Raw genomic sequence first — 18,423 nt, forward strand, 5'->3', positions numbered from 1 at the left:
GTGTTTCACGTGAAACATTCGGGTTTGACGTCGTCGTTATCGGAGCGGGGCATGCGGGGGCAGAGGCGGCTCATGCCGCCGCGAGAATGGGCGCGAATACGGCGCTGGTCACGCTGTCCGAGACGGATATCGGCGTCATGTCCTGCAACCCGGCAATTGGAGGGCTGGGCAAGGGTCATCTGGTTCGTGAGATCGACGCGCTGGACGGCGTTATGGGGCGGGTCGCAGACCGGGCAGGTATCCAGTTTCGCCTGCTCAACCGCCGCAAGGGGCCGGCCGTTCAGGGGCCACGCGCTCAGGCTGACCGGGCATTGTACCGGGCCGCCATGCAGGCGGAAACGCGGAAGCGTCAAAACCTGACCGTCGTGACCGGCGAAGTCGTTGATTTTCGGATGGACGGAAAGCGTGTTGCCGGGGTTGTGCTGGGCGATGGTTCGGAGATTCCTGCGAAGGCGGTGATTCTGACGTCAGGTACGTTCCTTCGGGGGGTGATTCATATCGGCGATGCCCAACGCCCTGGCGGACGCATGGGTGACCGGCCCTCGGTCAGGTTGGCCGAACGTCTTGACAGTTATGACCTTCCGATGGGCCGTTTGAAGACCGGAACCCCGCCGCGTCTGGATGGGCGTACAATTGACTGGAGTGGTCTGGAGCGCCAGGAAGGGGATGCCGATCCCACCTTGTTTTCTTTCCTGTCGAAGGCGGTAGAAGCGCCTCAGATCGCGTGCGGGATCACCCATACCAACAGCCGCACCCATGACATCATCGAGAAAAACCTGAAGCGCTCGGCCATGTATGGTGGTCATATCGAAGGCGTTGGCCCGCGCTACTGCCCTTCGATCGAAGACAAGATTGTTCGGTTTGCGGACAAGGACTCCCACCAGATTTTCCTGGAGCCTGAAGGGGTTAATGACCACACGGTGTATCCAAACGGGATTTCGACTTCGCTGCCTCAGGATGTACAAGTTGAGTATGTCCGATCCATCAAAGGCCTTGAGGCTGCAGAGATCCTGCAGCCGGGTTATGCTATCGAATACGACTATGTGGACCCACGTGCGTTGAACGCGTCCTTGGCCTTGCCGGAGATCCCAGGACTATATCTTGCGGGGCAGATCAACGGAACCACAGGGTATGAGGAAGCGGCCGCTCAGGGTCTGGTCGCGGGCCTGAATGCGGCGCTGGAAGTTCAGGGGCGAGACGTAATTCATTTTACCCGAGCCAATAGCTATATTGGTGTCATGATCGACGATCTGACCACACGGGGCGTAGCGGAACCTTATCGGATGTTCACCTCGCGCGCCGAGTTCCGTCTGTCCTTACGCGCCGACAATGCGGATCAACGCCTTACGCCGCAAGGCCTGGAAATTGGGTGTATATCGGATCATCGCCGCCTGGCTTTTGAAACAAAAATGGAAAAGCTGGGCGCTGCGAAGTCAGTACTAACCGAAAGGACTTATACCCCCAAGGAAATTCGCGCAGCTGGCATCGAAGTGAATCAGGATGGTAACCGCAGGGACGGAATGGCAATCTTGGCTTTTCCGAACGTGTGCTTCGAGGACCTTGTGCCGCTGATCCAGCAGCTGGAGGATGTCGACCAAGACACCCGTCGGCAGATCGAAAGGGACGCGCTATACACCAACTACATAGCTCGGCAACAACGAGATGTCGAAGCCATGAAGCGCGACGAAACCCATGCCATACCTGCGGATTTTGACTATTCCTCGCTCACAGGCCTTTCGAATGAGTTGAAGCAGAAGCTGTCAACCGCGCGACCAGCAAACATTGCCCAAGCGAGCCGCGTGGAGGGTGTTACACCTGCTGCTTTGACCTTGGTACTGGCGAAACTCAGAAGCAGTCAGAGAGCAAAAAAGGCATGAACGGCGACTCGTGCGCTTCGCCCGATGGCTTGAATGTTTCACGTGAAACATTCGAAAAGCTGTCAATCTTTGTCAATCTACTGCGAAAGTGGAATCCGAAGATAAACTTGGTTTCGCGCAGCACTCTGCCTGAGGTTTGGTCGCGGCACGTAAAGGACTCGATCCAGGTCTTTCATTTGGTTGAGCCAAAGAATCACTGGGTCGATCTGGGTAGCGGTGGCGGATTTCCCGGGCTGGTCTGCGCGATACTGGCCTCTGAAACATCGCCCGAGACGGAATTTACCCTGGTTGAGAGCGATCAGAGAAAATCGGCGTTTTTGCGGACCGTCATTCGAGAAACCAAGGCCAACTGCTCGGTGATTTCAAAGCGGATCGAGGTTGTGGATCCCTTGGGCGCTGATGTCCTGTCCGCAAGGGCGCTCGCGGACCTGACGACCTTATTGTCATTTTGTGACAGGCATTTAAAGGAAGATGGAGTGGCCGTGTTTCCCAAAGGCGCCACCTGGAAAAAAGAAATCGACGCGGCACAACGGGAATGGAGTTTTACCACGGAGCCGGCTAATAGTTTAACTGACCCCCAAGCTGTCATCCTGAAGATCAAAGGAGTCTCACGTGGTTGATCTGTCGCGCCCTGCAGGACCTCGTATCATGGCGGTTGCCAATCAGAAGGGTGGGGTCGGCAAGACTACGACAGCAATCAATCTGGCGGCGGGTTTGGCCGAGGCAGGATGCAAGGTTCTGGTCGTGGATCTGGACCCGCAGGGAAATGCGTCCACCGGGCTTGGGGTCGAGGATCGTGATTGGACCACGTATGATTTGATCCTGGACGAGGCGCCCTTGGAGGCCGTCGTGCAGGAAACCGAAATCGAAAACCTCAGTATCGTTCCGGCCACGGTTGACCTCAGCTCGGCCGATATTGAGCTGATCTCGAATGAAAAACGCAGCTACTTGCTGCACGACGCGCTCAGGCAACCGGCGATCGACAAGTTCGGTTTTGATTTCGTTCTGATCGACTGCCCGCCGTCCCTCAATCTGCTGACAGTCAACGCGATGGTGGCGGCGCACTCGGTGTTGGTTCCGTTGCAAAGCGAGTTCTTTGCGCTGGAAGGCCTGTCGCAACTGATGCTGACGATTCGAGAGGTTCGCCAGTCTGCGATCCAGACCTCAGAATCGAAGGTATTGTGTTGACCATGTATGACAACCGCAACAACTTGTCCCGGCAGGTCGAAAAGGATGCGCGTGACAATCTGGGAGAGATGGTATTTAAAACCAAGATACCCAGAAATGTCCGGGTCAGCGAAGCGCCGTCATTTGCACTTCCGGTCCTTCAATATGACTCGGGGTCTCTGGGGGCGATGGCGTACCGGCATCTGGCACGCGAAATCATGCAAAAGAACAAAAAAGTGGCTGCCTGAGCGGCTGTCAGGAGGGCGAAGTGAGCGCCAGAAAAGGAAAACCTCGCGGATTGGGGCGCGGCTTGTCCGCCTTGATGGCGGATGTATCACAGGATCCTGAAGGCCGGGTCACAGCTGAACCACGTCGGCCAGACATGAAGGTTCCGATCGAGAAGCTGCGGGCAAACCCGAATCAGCCGCGCCGCACATTTTCACAGGATCAACTGGACGAGCTTGCTGCCTCGGTCAAAGAGAAAGGGATCATCCAGCCCCTGATCGTTCGCCCGGTCGGCGGCGGCGAATATGAAATCGTCGCGGGTGAGCGCCGCTGGCGCGCCGCGCAGATGGCACAGTTGCACGACATTCCGGTCGTCGTGCGCGAATTTGACGACACCGAAGTACTTGAAGTCGCCATCATCGAGAATATCCAGCGCGCTGATCTAAACGCAGTGGAGGAGGCCGCTGGCTACAAGCAGTTGATGGATCGGTTCGGTCACACCCAGGAAAAGCTGGCCGAAGCCCTGGGTAAGAGCCGCAGCCATATTGCCAACCTTCTGAGGCTGCTTTCACTGCCAAGTGACGTTCAAGCCCTTGTTATTGAAGGTAAAATTTCGGCCGGACACGCGCGCGCCCTTATCACGGCGGATAATCCGTCCGAACTGGCGAAAATTGTCGTGAAAGACGGCTTGTCAGTCCGCGCGACCGAGGCGCTGGTCAAGAAGCAACAACAGGGCGACAAGGATCGTCCCGCACCGCGGTCGCGGGACCTCAATGCAGGTAAGGACGCGGATACGCGGGCTTTGGAAAAAGACCTTTCTGCGATTCTGGCGATGAAGGTGGTCATCAACCACAAGCCCGGAACCGAGACCGGGCAGGTGGTGTTGACCTATGAAAACCTGGATCAACTGGATGATCTGTGTGCCAAGCTCAGCCGTTAGGGCGTGACCAGATAAAGATCATCACCGCGCCCAAGGTCACGGCCTGAATAATCAGGACATGGCTGGGCACAGAGACCAAAACCGACAAACCAAAGACGGCGGCAACCGACAGGGTCGCCGCCTTTTTTGCGGCTGGCCGGATAGCGCCCGAGGTTTGCCAATCAAGGATCAACGGGCCGAAGGTTCGGTGAGACATCAGCCAGTTGTGCAGCCGGGAAGAAGAGCGCGCGAAACAGAAGGCGGCCAACAGTAGGAACGGAACGGTGGGCAGCAGGGGCAGGGCAACACCGATCATGGCCAACGCGACGCAGAGCAATCCCAATGTGGCCCACAAATAGTGCATGACTAATCCAGCAACTCACGGATCACCGCATTGAGAACCGCGCGGCCGTCAGCAGTGGCGGAAACGCGGGGGCCGTCTTGGGTGATCATTCCGATGTCTTGCAGATAGTCCAGTTTGGGTTGAGGCAAAGGGTGCCCGGACAGGCGATTGAAGCGGTCCATATCTAGACCCTCAGTCAAGCGAAGACACATCATGAGGTATTCATTCGCTTGTTCTTCGGCGGTCAGCGGGGTCCGCAGCTTTTCGCCATTTCCTTGCGTGGCGGCATTCAGCCATGCGGTCGGTGCCAAATGGGTTTCGGTTGCGATCCGCTGGCCATCCAACGTGATCCGCCCATGGGCGCCCGGTCCGATGCCGACATAATCGCCATAGCGCCAATAGATCAGGTTGTGCCGCGACTCGGCCCCGGGGACGGCGTGGTTCGACACCTCGTAGGCGGGCATGCCGTGGGCTTCGCAGATCTCTTGCGTGGCCAGATACATGTCGGCGGCGCTGTCGTCCTCGGGCAGGCCGCGCAGCTTGCCGACAGAATAGCGGTCGCCGAATGCGGTGCCGGTCTCGATAGTCAGCTGGTACAGCGACAGATGGTCGATCGCCATCGACAGCGCCTCGGTCAGCTCAGCGCGCCAGGCCTCAAGCGTCTGGTACTGGCGGGCATAGATCAGGTCAAAGCTGACCCGGTCGAAACAGGTGCGGGCAATGTCGAAGGCGGCGCGGGCCTCGGCCACGCTGTGGATGCGACCCAGCCGCCGCAAATCTTCGGCATTCATCGCCTGAATTCCCATCGAAACCCGGTTCACGCCCGCATCGCGATAGGCGGCGAACCGTCCGGCCTCGACCGAGCCGGGATTGGCCTCGAGCGTGATTTCCATATCATTGGCGGGCCGCCAAAGGCTGCGGGCGGTGTCGATCACGGCGGCGACGGTTTCGGGCGCCATCAGCGATGGGGTGCCGCCGCCGAAGAAGATCGTGTTCAGAACCCGGTCGGGGGTTTCGGCGGCCGAGCGCTTCAGCTCGGACAGATAGGCATCAAGCCATTGTTTTTGATCAATACTTCTGGAAACATGGCTGTTGAAATCGCAATAGGGGCACTTGGCCTCGCAAAAGGGCCAATGCACGTACAGGCCAAAGCCCCCGTTGCGCCAATCATCCGCCAAAGCAGCCTTTCACGAACAGTTCCACCGCGCGACCACGATGGCTGATCTTGTTCTTTTCCCAGCGATCCATCTCGGCAAAGGTAATGTCGAATCCATCAGGGACGAACATCGGATCATAGCCGAACCCGTCCTTGCCACGGATCGGCCAGACCAGATGACCGGGTGCGACGCCCTCGAACACCTCGTCATGGCCGTCGGGCCAGGCCAGAACCAACGTACAGCGGAACTGAGCGGTGCGTGGATGCGGAGCGTTGCGCGCCTCAAGCTCGGTGTGGGCGCGAGTCATGGCCATCAGGAAATCGCGACCATTTCCGGTTTCGGCCCAGTCGGCGGTGTACACGCCCGGCGCGCCATCCAGCGCATCGATGGTGATTCCGGAATCGTCGGACAGGGCCGGCAGGCCAGTGGCCTGTGCGGCCGCGTGGGCCTTGATGCGCGCGTTGCCGACGAACGTGTCCTCGGTCTCTTCGGGTTCGGGCAGGTTCATCTCGGCCGCGCCCACGACGGTCACGCCAAAGGGCTCGAGCAGATGGGCCATCTCCTCGAGCTTGCCTTTGTTGTGCGTGGCCACCAGCAGCCGATCACCTTCGAACCGGCGGGTCATGCGGTGGCGGCCTTTTGCGCGGCCACCAGCTCGGACACGCCTTTTTCTGCCAGTTCCATCAGCTGATCCATCTGCGCGCGGCTGAAGACCGAACCTTCGGCGCTCATCTGCACCTCGATCAGCTTGCCCGAGCCGGTCATGATGAAGTTTCCGTCAACGCCGGCCTCGCTGTCTTCGGGATAGTCCAGGTCCAGAACGGGCTGGCCGGCATAGATGCCGCACGATACGGCGGCGACCGGATCGACCAGCGGGTCCGTGATCACGTCGCCGGCCTTCATCAGCTTGTTCACCGCCAGCCGCAGCGCGACCCAGCCGCCGGTGATCGAGGCGCAGCGGGTGCCGCCATCGGCCTGCAGCACGTCACAATCGACGGTGATCTGGCGTTCGCCCAAGGCGACGCGGTCGACCCCGGCGCGCAGGGCGCGGCCGATCAGACGCTGGATCTCGACGGTCCGGCCACCCTGTTTGCCGCTGGCGGCCTCGCGCCGCATCCGGGTGTTCGTCGCGCGGGGTAGCATGCCGTATTCGGCGGTGACCCAGCCCAGGCCTGACCCCTTGATGAAAGGCGGCACACGATCCTCGATCGTGGCAGTGCACAGAACATGGGTGTCGCCGATCTTGATCAGGCAGGAACCTTCGGCGTGTTTGGTAAACCCGGTCTCGATTGAAACCGGGCGCATTTCGCTTAAATCTCGTCCAGAGGGTCGCATGAGATATCCTTTGTCTGCTGGCTTGGGGATAACGCCCGGCATGGCAGCGATGCAACCCCGATTGACCTTTCTGTTGGCAGCTATTTAATGGCCACCCAGCAAGGGAACCACCGATGAGTGAAGCGAGCAAAATTCTGGACGAGTTGAACGACCGGTCGCGGGAAGTGTTTCGCCTGATCGTCGAAAGCTATCTGGAAAGCGGTGAGCCTGTCGGCAGCCGCACCCTCAGCCGGTCGCTCAGCGAAAAAGTCAGTGCGGCAACGGTTCGCAATGTCATGCAGGATCTCGAATTTCTGGGCCTTTTGGGCAGTCCGCATGTCAGCGCCGGCCGGGTGCCCACACAGGTCGGGTTGCGCATGTTCGTCGACGGCCTGCTTGAAGTTGGCGACCTGGGCGAGGACGACCGCAAGAAGCTGGATGAAACACTGGGCAGCAATTCCGGTGATGTCAGCGGTATGCTGGATCGCGTCGGGGCTGCCTTGTCGAACGTCACGCATGGCGCGTCGCTGGTGCTGACACCCAAGCACGAATCCGAAATCAAGCATATCGAGTTCGTTTCCCTGGGTCATGACCGGGCCCTGGTGGTTTTGGTTTTCGCAGATGGCCATGTGGAGAACCGGCTGTTCACGCCACCTCCGGGTCAGACGCCCAGTTCAATGCGTGAGGCCGCCAATTTCCTGAACGCCCTGATCGAGGGACGGAAACTGTCTGATGTGCGCCGGATGATCCAGACCGAAATCGCAGCGCGCAGGCAAGAGATCGACGTGCTGGCCCGCGAGCTTGTGGAAAGCGGCCTTGCGGCCTGGGAGGGTGAGGCGTCGGACTCGGCGCGTCTGATCGTGCGCGGGCGGGCGAATCTGCTGGGCGAAACCGGTCAAGAAGAGGAGCTGGAGCGAATCCGGGTCTTGTTTGACGATCTGGAACGCAAGCGTGACATTGCCGAATTCCTCGAATTGACCGAGGAAGGCGAAGGTGTGCGCATTTTTATCGGTTCCGAGAACAAACTTTTCTCACTTTCGGGTTCCTCTTTGGTGGTGTCTCCTTATATGAACGCTGATCGAAAGATAATCGGCGCCGTTGGCGTGATCGGGCCGACCCGTCTGAACTATGGGCGGATCGTGCCGATCGTGGACTACACGGCGCAACTGGTTGGGAAGCTGATTTCCGATCGGAGCTAGAGGGTAAAAGATGGCAGAGCCGAAGAACGAAGACTTTCTGGACGACATTGCAACTGCCGAGGCGGAAGAACTGGCCGAGGAGATGGCCGAGATCAGCGAAGAAGCGCTGGAACTGGATGCCCTGAAGGCCGAGCGCGACGAGTTGCGCGACAAGTTCATGCGCGCCCTCGCGGATGCGGAAAACGCACGCAAGCGTGGCGACAGGGCCCGCCGCGAGGCCGAACAGTATGGTGGGTCCAAACTGGCGCGCGACATGCTGCCGGTCTACGACAACATGAAACGAGCGCTCGAGGCGGCTACGGACGAGCAGAAAGAGGTCGCAGCCGGCCTGATCGAAGGTGTCGAGCTGACCATGCGCGTGTTGAAGGACGTATTCCAGAAACACGGGATCGAGGTCATCACACCCGAGGTTGGCGACAAGTTCGACCCGAACCTGCACGAAGCCATGTTCGAAGCCCCGGTGCCGGGCACCAAGGCGGGCGAGATCATCCAGGTCTCGGCCGAAGGTTTCATGCTGCATGACCGCCTGCTGCGTCCGGCGCAGGTGGGGGTCAGCTCGACCCCGGCCAGCTGACGGGCCAGTGCTTCAGTGACAATTGAATGGGGCGGTCAGGATCTGGCCGCCTCTTTCAGTTTGTAGATCAGGTCCAGTGCTTCGCGGGGGGTCAGCTCGTCCGGCAGGATCTGGTCCAGCATGTCGGTGACCGGCGAGGCCTTCGCAACCGGTGGCGGCGGGGGCGGTGCGGCGGAAAACAGCGGCAGATCATCGATCAGCGCCTTTTGCTTGCCGCCCTCGCGCTCGGTCTTCTCCAACTGGTCCAGAACCACGCGTGCGCGCTCGACCACCGAGGCGGGCAGGCCGGCCAATTGCGCGACCTGCACGCCGTAAGAGCGGTCGGCCGCGCCCTTGTGAACCTCGTGCAGGAAGATCACTTCGCCCTCCCATTCCTTGACCGCGACGGTCGCATTTTCGACGCCCTCCAGCTTGCCGGCCAGCGCGGTCAGTTCGTGGTAATGCGTGGCGAACAACGCCCGGCAGCGGTTGGCGGCGTGCAGATGTTCCAGCGTGGCCCAGGCGATGGACAAGCCGTCATAGGTGGCGGTGCCGCGCCCGATTTCATCGAGGATCACCAGCGCCCGGTCATCGGCCTGGTTGAGGATCGCCGCGGTTTCGACCATCTCGACCATGAAGGTCGATCGCCCCCGCGCCAGATCGTCGGAGGCGCCCACGCGGCTGAACAGCTGGCTGACCAGCCCAATATGGGCGCGTTCGGCCGGAACGAAACTGCCCATCTGCGCCAGCAGCGCGATCAGTGCGTTCTGGCGCAGGAAGGTCGATTTACCGGCCATGTTGGGGCCGGTCAGCAGCCAGATGGCCGCACCGTCCTCGGCGCTGAGGTCGCAGTCATTGGCGATGAAGGCATCACCGGATTGCTGGCGCAGCGCATGTTCCACAACCGGATGACGCCCCGCAACGACATCAAAGGCGCGGGAGCCGTCCACCTGTGGGCGGCACCAGTTCTCGCCCCGCGCCAGATCGGCCAGCGCGGTGGTCAGGTCCAGTTCAGCCAACCCGCGCGCGGCCTGATTGATGCGGGCAGCCTGCGCCAGAATCTCGTCGGAAAGCCTTTGATAGAGCCGCTTTTCGATCTCAAGCGCCAGGTTGCCGGCGTTCAGGATGCGGGTTTCGATCTCGCTGAGCTCAACCGTGGTGAACCGCACCTGGTTGGCGGTGGTCTGGCGATGAATATAGGTCTCGCTGAAGGGCGGGTTCAGCATCTTTTCGGCATGGGTGGCCGTGGTCTCGATGAAATAGCCCAGCACGTTATTGTGCTTGATCTTCAGCGAAGCGATGCCGGTATGTTCCGCGTATTTTTGCTGAAACCCGGCAATGACCGAGCGGCCTTCGTCGCGCAGGGTGCGGGCCTCGTCCAGCTCGGCGTCGAAACCGGGGGCGATGAAGCCGCCATCGCGTGCCAGCAGCGGCGGATCGGCGACCAGCGCCTGATCCAGCAGGCCGAGCAGATCGTCGAAGCCCACGAGGTTCTGCACCGCGGTCGCCAGCAGCACCGGCAGATCCTGACCGGCACAGATTTCGGCAATCGCCTGCGCCTGCGCCAGCCCGTTGCGGATGGCAGCCAGATCGCGCGGACCGCCTCGCTCGAGCGACAGGCGCGACAGGGCGCGGTCCAGATCGGGCGTTTTGCGCAGCGCCTCGCGCAGATCGGCGGCGATCAGGCTGTCCTGGGCGGCAAAATCCACCGCATCCAGCCGGGCATGGATCACATCCAGATTGCGCGAGGGGCTGGACAGGCGTTGTTCCAACAGGCGCGCGCCGCCCGGGGTCACCGTCCGGTCCACCACCGACAGCAGCGATCCGGCCCGTCCGCCCGACAAGGACCGTGTGAGTTCCAGATTGCGGCGGGTGGCTGCGTCGATCTGCACGACGCGATCCTCGGATTCCTTCATCGGCGTCTGCAGCAGCGGCAATTTGCCCTTCTGCGTGATTTCCAGATAGTCGATCAGCGCGCCCATGGCGGAAATCTCGGCCCGCCCAAAGCTGCCGAACGCGTCCAGCGTGCCCACGTGAAACAAGCCGCAGATGCGTTTTTCTGCCGCAGTGCTGTCGAAACTGGCCCGCCCGATGGGGGTGAGCGCGATGCCCAGGTCTTGGACCGTGTCGCGCAGACTGGCCTCGGATCCATCGGCCACGATCAGCTCGGACGGGGCCAGCCGGGCCAGCTCGGGGCTGAGGCGGACCGAGGTCAGCGGCATCACGTGAAACGCCCCGGTCGAGATGTCGGCCCAGGCCAGCGCGGCCTCGTCGCGCACCTCGGCATAGGCGGCCAGAAAGTTGTGGCGGCGGGCCTCCAGCAGGGCGTCCTCGGTCAGGGTGCCGGGGGTGACAAGGCGCACGACATCGCGCTTTACCACCGATTTAGAGCCTCTTTTCTTAGCCTCGGCCGGGCTTTCCATCTGTTCGCAGACGGCGACGCGAAAGCCCTTGCGGATCAGCGTCAGCAGATAGCCCTCGGCCGAATGTACCGGCACGCCGCACATGGGGATATCTTCGCCATTGTGCTTGCCGCGCTTGGTGAGGGCGATGTCCAGCGCCTCGGCGGCGTTCACGGCATCCTCGAAGAACATCTCGTAGAAATCGCCCATGCGGTAAAACAGCAGGGCGTCTTTGTGGGCCTCTTTGATTTCCAGGTATTGCGCCATCATCGGCGTGACGTTGGACAAGGCTGCTCCCCTCTGGCGTATTCCGGCGCGACCTTACAAATCCCCCAACCGCGACGAAAGGTGAAATCGCATAGTCGTTGAGGCGCGCCCCCGGCTGCGGTATGAGGCGAAAAGCCCCCAAGTCATGGAACCGACCGTCACAATGCCCAAAGCGAAGATCACCAAAGAAGAGGCGCTGGCCTTTCACCTGGAACCCACCCCCGGCAAGTGGGAGGTGCAGGCCACCGTTCCCATGACCACGCAGCGCGATCTGTCGCTGGCCTACAGCCCCGGGGTGGCGGTTCCGTGTGAAGCCATCGCGGAAAACCCCGAGACCGCCTATGACTATACCAACAAGGGCAACCTGGTGGCCGTGATCTCGAACGGGACGGCGGTTCTGGGGCTGGGCAATCTGGGCGCACTGGGCAGCAAGCCGGTGATGGAGGGCAAATCCGTCCTGTTCAAACGCTTCGCCGACGTGAACTCGATCGACATCGAGCTGGACACCGAGGACCCCGACGAATTCTGCCGTGCAGTGCGGCTGATGGGGCCAACCTTCGGCGGCATCAACTTGGAAGACATCAAGGCGCCGGAATGTTTCATCATCGAGCAGCGCCTGAAGGAAGAGATGGACATCCCCGTCTTTCACGACGACCAGCACGGCACGGCGGTGATCTGCGCGGCGGGGCTGATCAACGCGCTGCACATCTCGGGCAAGAAGATTGAGGATGTGAAGATCGTCCTGAACGGGGCCGGAGCGGCGGGAATCGCCTGTATCGAACTGCTCAAGGCGATGGGTGCCCGGCATGAAAACTGCATCGTCTGCGACACCAAGGGCGTGATCTATCAGGGCCGGACCGAGGGCATGAACCAGTGGAAATCGGCCCACGCGATTTCGACCGAGCTGCGCACGCTGGAAGAGGCCATGAAGGGCGCCGACGTGTTCCTAGGCGTATCCGTCAAAGGCGCGGTCACGCAGGAGATGGTTGCCAGCATGGCCGACAATCCGGTGATCTTCGCCATGGCCAACCCCGATCCGGAAATCACCCCGGAAGAGGCGCACGAGGTGCGCGTTGACGCCATCGTGGCCACCGGACGCAGCGACTACCCCAACCAGGTCAACAACGTTCTGGGCTTTCCCTACCTGTTCCGCGGGGCGCTGGACATCCACGCCCGCGCCATCAACGACGAGATGAAGATCGCCTGCGCCCACGCGCTGGCCCGGTTGGCGCGCGAGGATGTGCCCGACGAGGTAGCACTGGCCTATGGCAAATCGCTGACCTTCGGGCGCGACTACATCATTCCCACGCCGTTCGATCCGCGTCTGATCCATCGGATTCCGCCCGCGGTTGCGAAGGCCGGGATGGACACAGGCGCGGCCCGGCGGCCGATCATCGACATGGAGGCCTATGAGCTGAGCCTCAAGTCGCGCATGGACCCGACCGCCAGCATTCTGCGCGGCCTGAACGCCCGGGCCCGTGCGGCACAAAACCGGATTGTCTTTGCGGAAGGTGACGACCCCCGCGTTTTGCGTGCGGCGGTGATGTATCAACGGTCAGGATTTGGCAAAGCCCTGGTGGTGGGCCGGCACGATGACGTGAAAGCCAAGCTCGAGGCCGCTGGTCTCGGCGACGCGGTGCGTGAATTGGAGGTGATCAACGCCGCCAACACGCAGCACCTGCAAACCTACAAGGACTTTCTCTACAAACGCCTGCAGCGGCGCGGGTTCGATGGCAAGGACGTACATCGCCTCGCGGCCCGCGACAGGCATGTGTTTTCCGCGCTGATGCTGGCCCATGGGCACGCCGACGGGTTGGTGACAGGTGCCACCCGGAAATCGGCGCATGTTCTGGATCAGATCAATCACGTATTCGACGCCGACGCCGCCCATGGCGCCGCCGGGATCACCGCGCTGTTGCACAAGGGCCGGATCGTGCTGATCGGCGACACGCTGGTGCATGAATGGCCCGACGAGAACGATCTGGCGACGGTTGCCGAACGCGCCGCCACGGTTGCCCGCCACATGGGACTGGAGCCTCGGGTGGCGTTTGTAAGCTTCTCGACCTTTGGCTATCCGGTGTCCGAACGGACCGAAAAGCTGTACAAGGCCCCGCAAGTGCTGGAAGCGCGCGGCGTCGATTTCGAATACGAAGGCGAGATGACCGTCGACGTGGCGCTGAACGCCCACCAGCAAGAGGCCTATCCCTTCTGCCGCCTGACCGGGCCGGCCAACATCCTGATCGTGCCCGCGCGGCACTCGGCCTCGATTTCCACCAAGCTGATGCAGGAAATGGCCGGAGCCACGGTGATCGGCCCGATCCTGACCGGCATCGACAAGCCGATCCAGATCTGTTCGACCGGCTCGACCGCGAATGACATCCTGAACATGGCCATCCTGGCCTCGTGCGACATGGCGTGATCCGATGGCAATCTGGAACCTGGGCTCGATCAATGCCGACATGGTCTATGCGCTACCGCACCTGCCGGCGCCGGGTGAAACCCTGGCGGCCAGCGGGTTGCAGCGGTTTCTGGGCGGCAAGGGCGCGAACATGTCGGTTGCCGCGGCGCGTGCTGGGGCGCATGTGCGCCACATCGGCGCCGTGGGGGCCGACGGGTTGTGGGCCCGCGACCGGTTGACCGAATATGGGGTCGACACGCGGCACATCGCGCAGGTCGATCAGCCCACGGGCCATGCGATCATCGCCGTGGATGCGCAGGGCGAAAACCTAATCATCCTGTACCCCGGCGCCAACCACGCGATCGGAGCCGGTCAGGTTTCCGCCGCGCTGGCAGACTCTGACACGGGCGATCTTCTGGTGTTCCAGAACGAGACCACCGCACAGGTCGAGGCCGCGAAGCTGGGCCGCGAGCGGGGTCTGACGGTGTGCTATGCCGCGGCCCCCTTCAGCGCGACGGCGGTGCAGGCGGTGCTGCCCTATCTGGATTTCCTGATCCTGAACGAGGTCGAAGCCGCCCAGCTGCAGCAGGCCACGGGGCTGGCCCCGGCCGATCTGGCGGTCGAGCATGTGATCGTCACGCTGGGGTCAAAAGGGGCCCGCTATCATCAACGCGGGCAGGCGGTGGCAGAGTTTCCCGCCCACAAGGTCAAGGCCGTGGACACGACCGGGGCCGGGGACACCTTTACCGGATATGTCCTGGCCGGAATGGACCGGGGGATGCCGATGGCGCAGGCCATCACCCAGGCCAATCGGGCTGCTGCGCTGATGGTGATGCGACCCGGCACGGCAGATGTCATTCCCGATCTGAAAGAGGTGCGCGAGGCCGCGCTGGATTAAGATCCGGCAAACGGCGCGGCGTTGCCCCACAATTGCCGGACCCGCGCATCGCGGCCGCAGGCCTTGCGATACGCCTTGTAGGCATTCAGCTGGCGTTTCGGCCCGAACCGGGTGAACACCAGCTTTTTGCCCTTGTAGTAATCCTGATGATAGTCCTCGGCCGGATAGAACGCCCCAAGCGGCAGGACCGGAGTCACGATGGCCTGACCCAGCGCACGCTGCGCTTCGGCTTTGCTGCGTTCGGCCAAAGCATTCTCGCCTGTGTTAGAGACAAAAATCGCGGTGCGGTAGCTGTCGCCACGGTCACAGAACTGCCCGCCAGCATCGGTGGGATCGACCGAGCGGAAAAACAGGTTCAGCAGCGTTTCACGGGAGACGCGGGCCGGGTCGAAGGTGATCTGCACCGCCTCGTAATGGCCGCTGCCTCCGCTCGTGACCTGGCTGTAGGTGGGGTTCGGAGTCGTGCCGCCGGTATAGCCGGAAACCGCCTCGATCACGCCGGGCACGGATTCGAAATCGGCTTCGACGCACCAAAAGCAGCCGCCCGCCACGGTCAGCGTTTCGGTCCCGGCCGCCGGGACCGGCTGAGCGCGCAGGATCAGCGCCAGCGCAATCAGTGCAAACAGAAGGGTCAGCTTGATCTGGTCGAGGCAACGGGTCATGGCGGACCTCCTTTCCGCCTCAGGCTGACGCGCAACGGGGCGGCTGGCAATCGGTTGAAACCGTTTGTCACGCGGTGGTGAGACGAGTTTATCGCCTAGCCCAGCAGCTGCCCCAGCTTCATCGCGACGCCCATGTCGCCCGAGATCTTGAGCTTGCCCATCATCACCCCTGTCATCGGGTTCAGCTTGCCGGTCAGCAGCTTGCCCAGGTTCTCGCGCGAGATGCGGATGGTGCAATCGGTCTCGCGGTCCTGGGTGGTGGCCGTGTTGTCGGCCAGCACGATCACGCCATCGGCGCCGCAATCGAATTTCAACGAGCCGTCAAAGCGCTTGTCGGCCAGTCCCTTCTGGATTCCCTCGGCGATCTCCTGCAGCATCCCTGCCTCCCTATTTCGCACTTGCGTTCGGGGTGACAGAGGGCAGGGGCCGGGGCAAGCGTGACCTTACGGGAAACCGCTCAGCCCAAGGCTTGTTGCGTGCGCGGGCAGGGCTGCCCGTCATAGAACGCATCCAGAACCGCCTGGAATTCGGGCGGAGCATCGGGCACGGCGGCGAACAGGGTCATGGACGACCGCAGCTTCTTGGCATCGACCTTGCCCAGAATCTCGGCCGGGTCCTTGCCTGCGTGGGTCAGCAGCAGCCGGGCCACCTCGGACAGGCGGCGGCGCAGTTCGGGGTGGGCAAGATAGGCGGCAGCCTCGCCCAGATCCTCGATCCCGTAGAGCTGCGCCATGTGCGACTGGCCCAACTCGGCCAGTTGCGGAAAGACGAACCACATCCAATGGCTGGTCTTCTGTCCCTGTTCCAGTTCGCGCAGGACATCGGACCAGACCGTGTCCTGCGCTTCGATGAACATTTCCAGTTCGTCGTCCAGGCCGTCATCCTCGGTCACTTGGACAACCGCTTGTCGCGTGCCGCCAGCAGCTTGAGCCGCAGTGCGTTCAGCTGGATGAAGCCGGCGGCGTCTTTCTGGTCATAGGCACCGGCGTCTTCCTCAAAAGTCACATGCGCCTCGGAATACAGCGAGTGATCCGACCAGCGGCCCACGGTCGAGGCCAGACCCTTGTACAGCTTCACGCGAACGGTGCCGGTGACGTGTTCCTGGCTTTTGTCGATGGCGGCCTGCAGCATCTCGCGCTCGGGGCTGTACCAGAAGCCGTTGTAGATCAGCTCGGCATATTGCGGCATCAGCTGGTCCTTCAGGTGCATCGCGCCGCGGTCCATGGTGATGGATTCGATGCCACGATGAGCTTCCAGCAGGATGGTGCCGCCCGGTGTTTCATAGATGCCGCGCGACTTCATGCCCACGAACCGGCCCTCGACAAGATCCAGACGACCGATGCCGTGCTTGCCGCCGTATTCGTTCAGCTTGGTCAGGATGGTGGCGGGGCTCATCGCCTCGCCATTGATGCTGACCGGGTCGCCTTTTTCAAAGCCGATCTCGATATATTCGGGCTCGTTCGGGGCGTCCTCGGGGTGGACGGTGCGCTGATAGACATAGTCGGGCGCCTGAACGGCGGGATCTTCCAGAACCTTGCCCTCGGACGAGGTGTGCAGCAGGTTTGCGTCCACCGAGAAGGGCGCCTCGCCGCGCTTGTCCTTGGCGATCGGGATCTGGTGCGCCTCGGCGAATTCCAGCAGCTTGGTGCGGCTGGTCAGGTCCCACTCGCGCCAGGGCGCGATCACCTTGATGTCGGGGTTCAGCGCATAGGCCGCCAGTTCGAACCGCACCTGGTCATTGCCCTTGCCGGTGGCGCCATGCGCCACCGCGTCAGCGCCGGTTTCCTTGGCGATCTCGATCAGGCGCTTGGAAATCAGCGGACGCGCGATCGAGGTACCCAGCAGGTACAGCCCTTCGTACTGCGCATTGGCGCGGAACATGGGGAAGACGAAATCGCGCACGAACTCCTCGCGGATGTCCTCGATATAGATGTTCTCGGGCTTGATCCCCAGCAGCTCGGCCTTCTGGCGGGCGGGCTCAAGCTCTTCGCCCTGACCCAGATCGGCGGTGAAGGTCACCACCTCGCAGCCATACTCGGTCTGCAGCCATTTCAGGATGATCGAGGTATCAAGGCCACCGGAATAGGCCAGAACAACTTTCTTGGGCGCGGACATCTGACTTCCCCTTATGCGTAAGACGATTGGCCCCTAGCGGGTTTTCGACGTGGGGGCAAGAAGCTGTGGATTGACCGGGCGGCGGAATTGCAGTCAAACGGTATCAACCGTGGATTGATTAAGGAAATTTCGGAATGCTCGGATGGAATATTTTTGCCCACTCGCTTCGGATGGTTTTTGGCAATCTCAAGCAGGTGGCGCAAATCGTTATCGGTCCGGCCGTAATTGGAACGGTTGCGATCATCGGCCTGTTCATGGTGTCCGGAATTCCACTCGAGGCATTCGATGACAATCCGAACGGGCTACCGCCGGGGGTGAATCCGGGGGCCCTTATTCTGTTCGCGTTTCTCCTATTCGTCGTGATGGTCCTCATCATGGGCTGGATCGCGGTGGCCTGGCACAGATACATTCTTCTGGAAGAGTATCCTTCCGGCGTGCTGCCTACCTTTCGGTTCGATCGCATTCTGGCCTATTTCGGACGCGGGCTGATGCTGGGGATCCTTATGGCATTTGCGTTCCTGCCGATGGGGATCCTGACAGGCATGCTCGGCGAAGGACTGATTGCCATTTCGATCATCCTGACCATCGGCTACCTGGTTTTCCTGGCTATTTGCTTCTATCGGCTGTCGATCATCCTGCCGGCTGCGGCAATCGGCCAGCCGATCACGTTGAGCGAGGCATGGAACAACACTCTGGGTACCGCTGGAACAATCGTCGTTCTTATCGTGGTCTCGTTCCTGTTTCAGTTCCTGGTTCAGCTGGCGATCGGAGTTTTGTCGATCATTCCGGTACTGGGTGTATTGATCGCCCTGTTTTTCGGGATCCTGATCCTGCCGATGATCAACGTCAGCATCCTGACCACGATGTACGGCGTGTTCATCGAAAAGCGCGAACTGGGCTGAGAACCCGTACACCGATGTATTCCTT

The 18,423-nt window shown here is 61.4% G+C and carries 16 protein-coding genes and 2 pseudogenes; 9 read left to right on the forward strand and 9 right to left on the reverse strand.

Annotated elements, in window-relative coordinates; genetic code table 11:
• The 4 genes and pseudogenes from mnmG to ACR3EL_RS00130 all read left to right on the forward strand — a co-directional run bounded on the left by mnmG (window position 1) and on the right by ACR3EL_RS00130 (window position 4,209).
• Window positions 1-1,877: pseudogene (gene mnmG, locus ACR3EL_RS00115) on the forward strand (tRNA uridine-5-carboxymethylaminomethyl(34) synthesis enzyme MnmG).
• Window positions 1,874-2,497 carry a 16S rRNA (guanine(527)-N(7))-methyltransferase RsmG gene (gene rsmG / locus ACR3EL_RS00120; RefSeq protein ID WP_170340683.1) on the forward strand — a complete coding sequence of 208 codons (624 nt, stop codon included), beginning with the start codon at window positions 1,874-1,876 and terminating at the stop codon, window positions 2,495-2,497. The pseudogene mnmG and the gene rsmG overlap by 4 nt, the downstream one beginning before the upstream one ends.
• A pseudogene (locus ACR3EL_RS00125) lies at window positions 2,490-3,292 on the forward strand (ParA family protein). Before rsmG ends, ACR3EL_RS00125 begins: the two are co-directional and overlap by 8 nt.
• Window positions 3,293-3,312: 20 nt before the next feature.
• Complete coding sequence (locus ACR3EL_RS00130) at window positions 3,313-4,209, forward strand: ParB/RepB/Spo0J family partition protein (protein WP_170340687.1); 897 nt, start codon at window positions 3,313-3,315, stop codon at window positions 4,207-4,209.
• Here the strand turns inward: ACR3EL_RS00130 and ACR3EL_RS00135 are convergent.
• The 4 genes from ACR3EL_RS00135 to rph are packed head-to-tail and all read right to left on the reverse strand — an operon-like array spanning window position 4,199 to window position 7,023.
• Window positions 4,199-4,552: a YbaN family protein gene (locus tag ACR3EL_RS00135; protein ID WP_093963898.1), complete on the reverse strand. Its 354-nt coding sequence runs from the start codon at window positions 4,550-4,552 to the stop codon at window positions 4,199-4,201. The genes ACR3EL_RS00130 and ACR3EL_RS00135 overlap by 11 nt on opposite strands.
• 2 nt (window positions 4,553-4,554) lie before the next feature.
• Window positions 4,555-5,709: a radical SAM family heme chaperone HemW gene (gene hemW, locus ACR3EL_RS00140; RefSeq protein WP_480719938.1), complete on the reverse strand. Its 1,155-nt coding sequence runs from the start codon at window positions 5,707-5,709 to the stop codon at window positions 4,555-4,557.
• A complete protein-coding gene (gene rdgB, locus ACR3EL_RS00145) occupies window positions 5,699-6,313 on the reverse strand; it encodes an RdgB/HAM1 family non-canonical purine NTP pyrophosphatase (RefSeq protein WP_093963900.1) in 615 nt (204 codons plus the stop codon). Before rdgB ends, hemW begins: the two co-directional genes overlap by 11 nt.
• Window positions 6,310-7,023 carry a ribonuclease PH gene (gene rph, locus ACR3EL_RS00150; protein WP_005979825.1) on the reverse strand — a complete coding sequence of 238 codons (714 nt, stop codon included), beginning with the start codon at window positions 7,021-7,023 and terminating at the stop codon, window positions 6,310-6,312. The genes rdgB and rph overlap by 4 nt, the downstream gene beginning before the upstream one ends.
• A 113-nt stretch (window positions 7,024-7,136) precedes the next feature.
• On the opposite strand from rph, the gene hrcA reads away from it, so the two are divergent.
• Together hrcA and ACR3EL_RS00160 are read left to right on the forward strand one after the other, a co-directional pair.
• Window positions 7,137-8,201 carry a heat-inducible transcriptional repressor HrcA gene (gene hrcA, locus ACR3EL_RS00155; RefSeq protein ID WP_093963901.1) on the forward strand — a complete coding sequence of 355 codons (1,065 nt, stop codon included), beginning with the start codon at window positions 7,137-7,139 and terminating at the stop codon, window positions 8,199-8,201.
• 10 nt (window positions 8,202-8,211) lie between these two features.
• Window positions 8,212-8,775 carry a nucleotide exchange factor GrpE gene (locus tag ACR3EL_RS00160; protein ID WP_093963902.1) on the forward strand — a complete coding sequence of 188 codons (564 nt, stop codon included), beginning with the start codon at window positions 8,212-8,214 and terminating at the stop codon, window positions 8,773-8,775.
• A gap of 35 nt (window positions 8,776-8,810) precedes the next feature.
• Here ACR3EL_RS00160 and mutS read toward each other — a convergent pair whose 3' ends face one another.
• Window positions 8,811-11,426 (reverse strand): DNA mismatch repair protein MutS, encoded by a 2,616-nt coding sequence (gene mutS, locus ACR3EL_RS00165; protein ID WP_170369245.1) that lies wholly within the window; start codon window positions 11,424-11,426, stop codon window positions 8,811-8,813.
• Between the two features lie 160 nt (window positions 11,427-11,586).
• On the opposite strand from mutS, the gene ACR3EL_RS00170 reads away from it, so the two are divergent.
• On the forward strand, window positions 11,587-13,842 hold the full coding sequence (locus ACR3EL_RS00170) for an NADP-dependent malic enzyme (RefSeq protein WP_170340692.1): 2,256 nt from the start codon (window positions 11,587-11,589) through the stop codon (window positions 13,840-13,842).
• Window positions 13,843-13,846: 4 nt separating this feature from the next.
• On the forward strand, window positions 13,847-14,719 hold the full coding sequence (locus tag ACR3EL_RS00175) for a ribokinase (RefSeq protein ID WP_480719941.1): 873 nt from the start codon (window positions 13,847-13,849) through the stop codon (window positions 14,717-14,719).
• Here the strand turns inward: ACR3EL_RS00175 and msrA are convergent.
• The 4 genes from msrA to ACR3EL_RS00195 all read right to left on the reverse strand — a co-directional run bounded on the left by msrA (window position 14,716) and on the right by ACR3EL_RS00195 (window position 17,496).
• Window positions 14,716-15,381, reverse strand: a complete 666-nt coding sequence (gene msrA, locus ACR3EL_RS00180) for a peptide-methionine (S)-S-oxide reductase MsrA (RefSeq protein ID WP_480719943.1) — start codon at window positions 15,379-15,381, stop codon at window positions 14,716-14,718. The two genes, ACR3EL_RS00175 and msrA, sit on opposite strands and share 4 nt — an antisense overlap.
• Before the next feature lie 95 nt (window positions 15,382-15,476).
• Window positions 15,477-15,758 (reverse strand): SCP2 sterol-binding domain-containing protein, encoded by a 282-nt coding sequence (locus tag ACR3EL_RS00185; RefSeq protein ID WP_005979840.1) that lies wholly within the window; start codon window positions 15,756-15,758, stop codon window positions 15,477-15,479.
• An 80-nt stretch (window positions 15,759-15,838) separates the two neighbouring features.
• A complete protein-coding gene (locus ACR3EL_RS00190) occupies window positions 15,839-16,237 on the reverse strand; it encodes a DUF1810 domain-containing protein (protein WP_170341448.1) in 399 nt (132 codons plus the stop codon).
• A gap of 32 nt (window positions 16,238-16,269) precedes the next feature.
• A complete protein-coding gene (locus ACR3EL_RS00195) occupies window positions 16,270-17,496 on the reverse strand; it encodes an argininosuccinate synthase (protein WP_093963907.1) in 1,227 nt (408 codons plus the stop codon).
• A 134-nt stretch (window positions 17,497-17,630) separates the two neighbouring features.
• On the opposite strand from ACR3EL_RS00195, the gene ACR3EL_RS00200 reads away from it, so the two are divergent.
• A complete protein-coding gene (locus ACR3EL_RS00200) occupies window positions 17,631-18,398 on the forward strand; it encodes a hypothetical protein (RefSeq protein WP_170340697.1) in 768 nt (255 codons plus the stop codon).
• The last annotated feature ends 25 nt before the right edge of the window (window positions 18,399-18,423 follow it).

The sequence above is a fragment of the Ruegeria sp. BJ3 genome (assembly GCF_056535665.1).